The sequence below is a fragment of the Angelakisella massiliensis genome, assembly GCF_900104675.1.
Taxonomy (GTDB): Bacteria; Bacillota; Clostridia; order Oscillospirales; family Ruminococcaceae; genus Angelakisella; species Angelakisella massiliensis.
The window spans coordinates 1-6,155 of the sequence record NZ_LT629942.1; the positions used below are offsets into that span (position 1 = coordinate 1).

General features: G+C 53.6%; 7 protein-coding genes and 2 pseudogenes. All 9 read right to left on the reverse strand.

Going from position 1 to position 6,155, the window contains the following annotated elements; translation table 11 throughout:
* A pseudogene (locus BQ5383_RS00275) lies at window positions 1-874 on the reverse strand (hypothetical protein); the annotation flags it as partial.
* A gap of 484 nt (window positions 875-1,358) precedes the next feature.
* The gene (locus tag BQ5383_RS00280; protein ID WP_235821901.1) at window positions 1,359-2,618 is read right to left on the reverse strand and encodes a plasmid recombination protein; all 1,260 of its coding nucleotides are present in this window, start codon (window positions 2,616-2,618) and stop codon (window positions 1,359-1,361) included.
* Window positions 2,619-2,946: 328 nt separating this feature from the next.
* On the reverse strand, window positions 2,947-3,459 hold the full coding sequence (locus tag BQ5383_RS00285; protein WP_071428845.1) for a hypothetical protein: 513 nt from the start codon (window positions 3,457-3,459) through the stop codon (window positions 2,947-2,949).
* A gap of 13 nt (window positions 3,460-3,472) precedes the next feature.
* On the reverse strand, window positions 3,473-3,775 hold the full coding sequence (locus BQ5383_RS00290; protein WP_071428846.1) for a DUF2089 family protein: 303 nt from the start codon (window positions 3,773-3,775) through the stop codon (window positions 3,473-3,475).
* Window positions 3,776-3,894: 119 nt separating this feature from the next.
* Window positions 3,895-4,392: a hypothetical protein gene (locus tag BQ5383_RS00295; RefSeq protein ID WP_071428847.1), complete on the reverse strand. Its 498-nt coding sequence runs from the start codon at window positions 4,390-4,392 to the stop codon at window positions 3,895-3,897.
* The gene (locus BQ5383_RS00300; protein ID WP_071428848.1) at window positions 4,389-4,637 is read right to left on the reverse strand and encodes a hypothetical protein; all 249 of its coding nucleotides are present in this window, start codon (window positions 4,635-4,637) and stop codon (window positions 4,389-4,391) included. The genes BQ5383_RS00295 and BQ5383_RS00300 overlap by 4 nt, the downstream gene beginning before the upstream one ends.
* A gap of 17 nt (window positions 4,638-4,654) precedes the next feature.
* Complete coding sequence (locus BQ5383_RS00305) at window positions 4,655-4,915, reverse strand: Txe/YoeB family addiction module toxin (RefSeq protein ID WP_071428849.1); 261 nt, start codon at window positions 4,913-4,915, stop codon at window positions 4,655-4,657.
* Window positions 4,915-5,181, reverse strand: coding sequence for a type II toxin-antitoxin system RelB/DinJ family antitoxin (locus BQ5383_RS00310; protein WP_071428850.1), 267 nt, complete (start codon window positions 5,179-5,181; stop codon window positions 4,915-4,917). The genes BQ5383_RS00305 and BQ5383_RS00310 overlap by 1 nt, the downstream gene beginning before the upstream one ends.
* A gap of 224 nt (window positions 5,182-5,405) precedes the next feature.
* Window positions 5,406-6,155, reverse strand: a pseudogene (locus BQ5383_RS00315) (hypothetical protein); the annotation flags it as partial.

Here is a 6,155-nt window from a genome sequence, read left to right on the forward strand (position 1 = left end):
CCGTCCAGCGGCCCCGCCGCTCCTTCTTGACGATCCGCCGCTCATACCAGTCCGGGTACTTCTCCTTTGCCTCAGCCAGCGACAGGCGGCTCTTCCTCATAAGCCCCTCAAGCCGCTGCTGCTCCCCGTTGCTGTCCGGGATAAACTCCAGCAGCTTCTCCAGTGTCACCCTCCCTCCGAGCCGGTAGGCCGTTACGGGGTACTCCCGACCCAGCTTGGAGCCGGAGCCGACCACCCGGAACCCCTGCAATATACCCTGCATCTGCGGCTCCTTGATGGTGGAGGTGTACCTGTTCCAGATCTGACGGGTGAGAGAATATTTCAGCTCCTTCAAGCATTTCTGGTTGTGCGGGTACATGGGGATAGGCTCCTCCAGGACATAATACAGGTGAAGCCCCGTCCCGCTGTTTACGACAAAGGTTGCCTGGGGCAAAATATCTTTGTTCATCTGGTGCAGCGTGTCCCGGAGCTGGGGCATCCCCACCCCATCCAAGTCAAAGACCAGGGCATAGAGATACCGGGCATTCTTGCCACACCGACGCCGACCGAAGTAGGACAGAGGGGACATGATAGTAAAGTCCGTATCGTAGACCTCCGACAGCTCCGACAGTTCATCGGTGATGGTGTAGCGTTTGGCCTTGCCTTCCTCCTGGATCTCCAAGGCAATCCCTGCGGCTTTAGGCGGCACCGTCACCGCGATCCCGTTGCCCTTTTCGTCCTCAAAATGGCCCTTCCGCTCAAAGCTGCCCACGGGGAAGATCTCCCGGTAAAACTCAAAAGGCGTGACCGGCTCCAGGAACTTCTCCAGATGCTCATTTTTTTCCCGATACAACACCCGCAGCTGCTCCATAGCGGCCTGCTGATCCGTAGCCATAGAATCACCTCCAGAAGAAAAATTATCAAAAATCTGTTCTCACAAAAACGCCTGCGGGCGGGAGGGGGGAAAGGGGGAGCCAAAGAGCGGCCCCTTCGGGGCCTTAAAGAGAAAGTCACCTCCCCCTTTCCCCCCTGGCTCCGGCCATGGAAATGATGGAAAACCCGTTGGGTTTACCACATTCCCACAGCCTCCGCCCACCCCCCTTTTCCCCTCCGACTTTCTCCCCATCCGAGAGAGAATTTTAAGAGATAATTTTGAGGGCCTAAAGGCCCATAGGGGGGCATATATTATCAATACAGTATTTCCCTATTTTTTGACAAGCCAGATTCCGGCATATTTTCCGCCTGTTCCTACCCCTTACTATACGGCATATATTATCAATACAGTATTTCCCTATTTTCAGTTGTTATTATAGCCTGTCCAAGCAGCTCTTTCAAGTCATCCTGGACAAGCTATATATTATCAATATATTTTTTCCCTATCAAAGTTCCATGCCGCCCCAGGTGTGGCCCCGATCCTGCTCCTGTTCCGGCTGTTGCAGCTCCGGCACAGGCAGCAGCTCCCGCGCCCTTTCCAGCATGGGCCGGAACTGCTCCGGCAGGTGCCGATCCAGGAAGTCCAGCACCGCCTCGACCCCTTCCAGGAGCCGGGATGCGAAGTTGCGCTCACTGTCCAAGCTGTTCTCCAGATACTCCACCTGTACCTGCAAATTGCGGTTTTCGTTGATAAGCCGCTGCCGCTCCTCGGCCTCCTTCAGCTTTTCTTTCATGGACGGCATCCGGCTATGAAGCTGCTGATTTTCTACCTTCAGCTCTTTCACCTTCTGCTCCGCAGCGGCCCCACGGATCGCCGCTGCCTTCAGCTCCTTCACCTGCTCCACTGTAACGCCCTTGACGGCTCCTGTCAGCGTTTTCTCTGGCTGGATCGCGTCCAGGTCAACCCGCACCTTCTCCGCAGCCTGGAGCTGCCGCACCGTCCCCTGCAGGGCCTTCCTCTGCTGCTCCAGTTCGGCCATTTCCTGCTCCGCTGCAGCCACCTGCTCCTGGACAGCCTCCAGCCGCTTGGCCGCTGCCTTGAACTCCGGCAATTCCATGTGAGGCCGGCCACCGCCCAGGCTGATGATCTCGAACTCATGCGCCTGGGCAATCTCCGTAAGCGATGCCTTTTCGCGTTCCATCCAGGATCGCCACTCCGTCTGATTGCGGCCAAGCCCCACAAACCCCTGCTGTTTGAGTGCCTGTTTCATAGAAACCCGGGTGGAAAGGCCCCGGCTCTGCTCCGTGGCCACCGGCACAAAGTCTACATGGAGATGGGGCGTGGCCTCGTCCATGTGCAGCACCATATTGAACACCCGCAGATGGGGATTGCGCTCCTGGAAGGACTCCGCAAACTCTTTGAGAGCTGCTGCAGCCCGTTCCCCTCCGGGGGAGCCGCAGCCGCAGTCCTCCAGGTTGCCGATCTGGAAGATCGCTTCATGGAACAGCTTCTCTTGTTTCCCCTGGCGGATATGCTCATAGTAGTCGGGGATCTTATCCCTGGTCTTTTTCTTTTTGGCATTGTAGGCAGCCAGGGCCTCGTCGAAGATCTCATGGTAAACCTGTTTCAAATCATCGTTGCAAAAAGTCACATTCTGCTCCGTCCGGCTCCGATCTACATTGGCCGCTGAAAAGCTCCGGTTATTATGCCGGATGCTACCCCGGCCAGTCATGCCGGAAATAGTTGTACCGATAAAATCACCCACCCTTTCTATCGTCCAAACCTCTTACCAATCCCATCTTACCATAGCCCCCGCAAGGGGGCAAGACCTCTTTGTTACTTTCTCGGTGAGAAAGTAACGCAAAAGCACTTTCACACCGCCGCCCCGTTGGGGCGTCAGTATGAAAGTGCTTTTGCGCGCTCCCGCGGGGGATTGCCGGAACTGTCGGCCGCTGCGGTTTCCCGCTGCTCCCGGCCGGCTCCGGCTGGGGCTTCGGCCCCGCCGCCTCCGGGCGGCTCCCCAGGGGACTGGGCTATCGCCACAGAATAGCAAGCACAGCAAGTGTGGCCACACCTGCGAAATAGATTATTTTCTATCCTAAATCCTCAACCTTCATTTTTCGCAAATCATCCTGCAAATCCTGGCGGTTTTTATAGTGGAGCCAAATCCCCCCAAATACCAGTGTAGGAATATTGAACACCAAGAACATCACTCCTGCCACCGCTATCATGGTCAGAGAAATCTGCTCACTTTCGGCTCGATTGTCCTCATAGTTTGGATCTGGATACTGATCCGTAATATTTCCTTCTCCATCATAGACGGTAACTGTACCATTTTCAGTTACCGTTCGCTCCACCACCTGTCCATTTTGCTCTAACACCAATTCTCCACTTGCGCCTGCTGTGCTCAAGCTACTAAAGGCAATCACACCAAAAGCCAGTATAAGTGACATTACCAAAGACACACCAGGCAAAATTAAACCTAAGCGGATACTCTTTTTACATAGCCACACTTGAAGCACCACCAGCAGAGCCACAGGAACAAGGATAATGCATAAATAAATCAGCAGACTAAAAACACCCGCAAACAAACCTACTGCTGCCATAAAATTTCCTCCCTCACTTTTGCCCTTGACGGATTTTCTTATATTCAGAGATGAGTAGTTTCGCAGTGTCAAAATCCAGCCGTTCACTGACTACCAGTCTCTTAATGGTTGCAATATATGGGTCCGCTGCAGTATCCTCCGTCAGCTTAATTTTTTGAATAAGCCGATCCAGCCGCAACCTCACCGTGGGATAGGTCACTCCATACTGGGCAGCTACTTCTTTCAGTGAGCCAGATGCTAAAATGAACTTCTTTATGAATACCGTATCCTCTTCCTCCAACTCGCTCATCCATATAGGCAGCGCATCCATACTCATCCCTCCTATCTATATCTTTATTATAATTTTTAATTTTATTAAAGTCAATATTTAATTTTATTTTTTATTTCTTCTGATTTAATGCAATAAAAAGGGCAGATAACGACCAAGCTAACCCGTTATCTGCCACCAAATAATTTAGAAAGCCAACTTCTTTTTTCTACCAGCTTCTGGCCCTGCTGATCCGATCCAGCCTCACCAGTGACAAGTTGCTGCTGAATCGTTCCCGCATGGAGAGCCTGGGCCGCTGCCGCTGTCTTCTGGGCAGCAACCAGAGCCTCCGTCAATTTTTCAATCTGCCGGTCTTTTACTTCAAGCTGCCCCTGCAGCGTGTCGATGGTGGCCTGTAAAACTGCCACCACACTGTCCTCTTGCGACTGCTCCGGCACCGCTCCATTGGAGCGCTCCGTATGCGTATCCGTATGTGCTCCAATGGAGCGGTCATCCTTCAAAAAGTCTTGTTTTATCAGGGTTTCAGCCTGCTCCGATAGATACAAAACTCCCTGCTCCGTATGCGCATACGGAGCGCAAACCGTATGCAGCTTCCCTTTATACCGTTTATAGACCGCCTGCTTCGATACGCCTATCTCATCGGCTATCTGTCGGATCGTTTTCATACCTTCACGAACAGGCCAATGGGACACACGCCCTTAAATCCCGGCGTGGATATGTACCAGCAACCGGGGCCTTCCGGCTCCCAGGCTACCTCCAGGGTAATATCATGCCAACCATCGGGAAACAGGGCAGTAAACCCCTGCCCGGCGTGTACGCCTTCCCCTTCCAGAAGCAAGCGGGGGTGCGGATCATCGTCTGCTGGATCGGGGAGCTGCAGCTGCGCGATCCTCTCTTTATCCCAACTCATAACCGGCCCTTCCTTTCTCAATCGTCATAGTGGCCCAAGCAGGAGATAATATAAATGACCTCTCCCTGCTCATAGTAAACAATGCGATTGGTTTCGTCAATGCGGCGGCTCCACCAGCCGCTCAGGTTGCCCCGCAGCGGCTCCGGCTTGCCGATCCCCTGGTAGGGGCTTCTCTGAATATCCTTTATCAGCGCGTTGATCCGTTTCAGCGTCTTTTTGTCCTGTGTCTGCCAATACAGATAGTCACTCCACGCCCGATCCTCCCACAACAGCTTCATCAGTCCACCTCGATCAGGTCATGCTCGGCAAAGTGAGCCTTACCATCCTTCACATCCTGCATGACGCTCTCCAGGTGCCGGAGGTTGCTTTCCGAGTAGAACGGATCAGCCGAAACTTCAAACGGAATGCGGTACTCCCTGCCGACCTTTTTTGCAAACATCGTAAACGCAGCGCTCATGGAAAGGCCCATCTCGGCACAGGCCCGTTCCATCCTTTTTTTCACATCTTCATCCAACTTAAAATTCACATTGACCGTGTGTGCCATATCCAACACTCCTTTCCTACTCATATTATATGCAGAAATAAAGAAAAATACAAGCGTTTTTCTTTACCATTCTGTAAATGCGTCACGCTGATATGTAGACATTTATGGGTGGTAAACCCCTTGATTTGCAAGGCTTTCCGGGCGCAATAAAGAGGGGGGTGGTATGTTTACCCTCAGACCGTCGGAAGAACCCTCCTGTGGCGTTCCAGGGCCGAAAACCGACCCTAATCCTTACCCTGTCCTAATGCCTTCACCAGCAGATCACTCACCGCCTGGGAGGGGGTAACACGCACCGTAATGTGTCCATCCTGGACACGAACAGTCGGGGGCGTACTATCCCACCACTTACGGATCGTTTTGGGGTCAAGCCCCGTGTCCCGGTGGCAGTCGGCCTTGCGACCTTCCGGGTGCTGCTGCCGCCACTCATATACCCGATCCTGGGCCAATGGGCGCCCCTCTTTATTCCTCCAATTCCCATTTGGATCATCAAATGCTTGTACCGCCCTGGCTCTTCCCAAATGTTCTTCCTGCTTGCGCCAGTTCCGCTTATTGACCGGCATAGTCAGACCGGACAGCTTCGCTATATCATCCCTGGGGAATGTCACATAGTCCTCATTGAACATCTCCAAGGCACACACCACATCGTCTTTTGTGAAGCGGTTGATGTCCTCCACACTCATATCGTCATAAGGTTTCAGCAGGGAGAAAGCGTCCCGGCGCAGCTCGTCCTCACTGATCCCGCACTTCTTCGCATAGATAGCCAGCGTCATAATGCCGTAGAAACGATGGCCCACCCGGATCTCGTCCCCGATCCGGTGCAGCCACCAGTCGTACAGGTCACGCTTGACCGTCCAGCGGCCCCGCCGCTCCTTCTTGACGATCCGCCGCTCATACCAGTCCGGGTACTTCTCCTTTGCCTCAGCCAGCGACAGGCGGCTCTTCCTCATAAGCCCCTCAAGCCGCTGCTGCTCCCC